Here is a 1,249-nt window from a genome sequence, read left to right as displayed (position 1 = left end):
CACCATACTTGGTCGAATTTGTCGCCAGTTCATAAAAAACGAGAGCGAGCGGAGTAACGATTCCACCATCGACAAACACCTCATCGCCATCGATGACGAAGTGTTTGTCTCCAGCACCCTCATAAGGCCGAAGCAGGGTAGCGACGAGCTCCTTTAGTGAAGTGAATCCTCCGCGGGCGCCCGACGACGTGCTCCTAGTGCGAACAAGACCATGCGCATGGTCTAATGCCGTGAGTCGGCTTCTCAGTGTGTCTGCCAGCGGTTTCATCTCGGGTTTGCCACGGACCGATAGGCTGATCAGCCCGTTGACGAGCGCGAACAGGTTCCTGATCCGATGATCGAGTTCGTTGGCCACAATCTCACGCTCGGCCGCGAGCTGCCTGAGTTGGTCAAGGATTTCATTTCTTGTCGCAGTGGTGGTGGAGATGATGAGCGGGCCCAGAGAGATAAGTGCAGCCCCCATGCTGATCGACAGCACCAGCGATTGATCCACATCCGACACGTCGATGTAGCCCAACGTTGTCGCCATGATCACCCAAGTGCAGAATACAAAGGTGAGCAAGGCCGTTAGGAACACGCGATAGGAAATTGCGCACCAGAGAAGGGCCGGTACAGGAAATACCAGAGCCGCCATTCCTCCGAAAAAGATCCCCGTGGCGGCGGAGAGAACCAACACAATAACCGGCGCTTGATCGTGAAGGGTCGGCTGCGGCAGTTGCCGCCGCCCCCATTTACGGCCTTCCGGGGAGGACAGGATTATCGGCAAAAAAGCCAGCTGGTTCAGAAGCTCGACGGAAAACCAGTACCGAAAAGAGCTTACTGCTACCGGATCATGGAATAAAGGACCGATCAGAATTGCGCCGACAACGCCGGCGAACATGGACGCGGCGCCCACTGCAAAGAGCAGGTAGAAAACCGAAGTCAGGCGCTGCAGACGCTGGTCGATCCGATCGACCCTGGATAGCAAGACATAGCCGATGATTACGACACCGAAATTATAGGCGGCTAGACCCGCGCCTGTCATAAGCCCGCAACCGATAACCGGGACCGCAATCGCGAAACCGGCAAGACAAGCGACCCAGCCCAAGGGACCGGCCAACGAAGGAAAACGCACGAGCATCCCGAGCATGAACGGGTTGGCGGGCCACATCAGCGACAAAATCTTGTTGTTCGCCGTAAGGGCGCCAAAAATGCAGAGTACCGAGTAAGTTCCACCCAAAATCAGAAAATAAAGCCAAGCCCAGCGTGG

The 1,249-nt window shown here is 56.0% G+C and carries 1 protein-coding gene; it reads right to left on the bottom strand.

Annotated elements, in window-relative coordinates; all coding sequences use genetic code 11:
• A partial coding sequence (locus AC52W5_RS02485; protein ID WP_495669852.1) for an HWE histidine kinase domain-containing protein occupies nt 1–1,249 on the bottom strand: 1,249 nt, incomplete at both ends.

The organism is Nitrosospira sp. CT (assembly GCF_059489795.1).
Note: the sequence above shows the minus strand (reverse complement) of the source record. Positions and strands in the feature narration are given on the sequence as shown.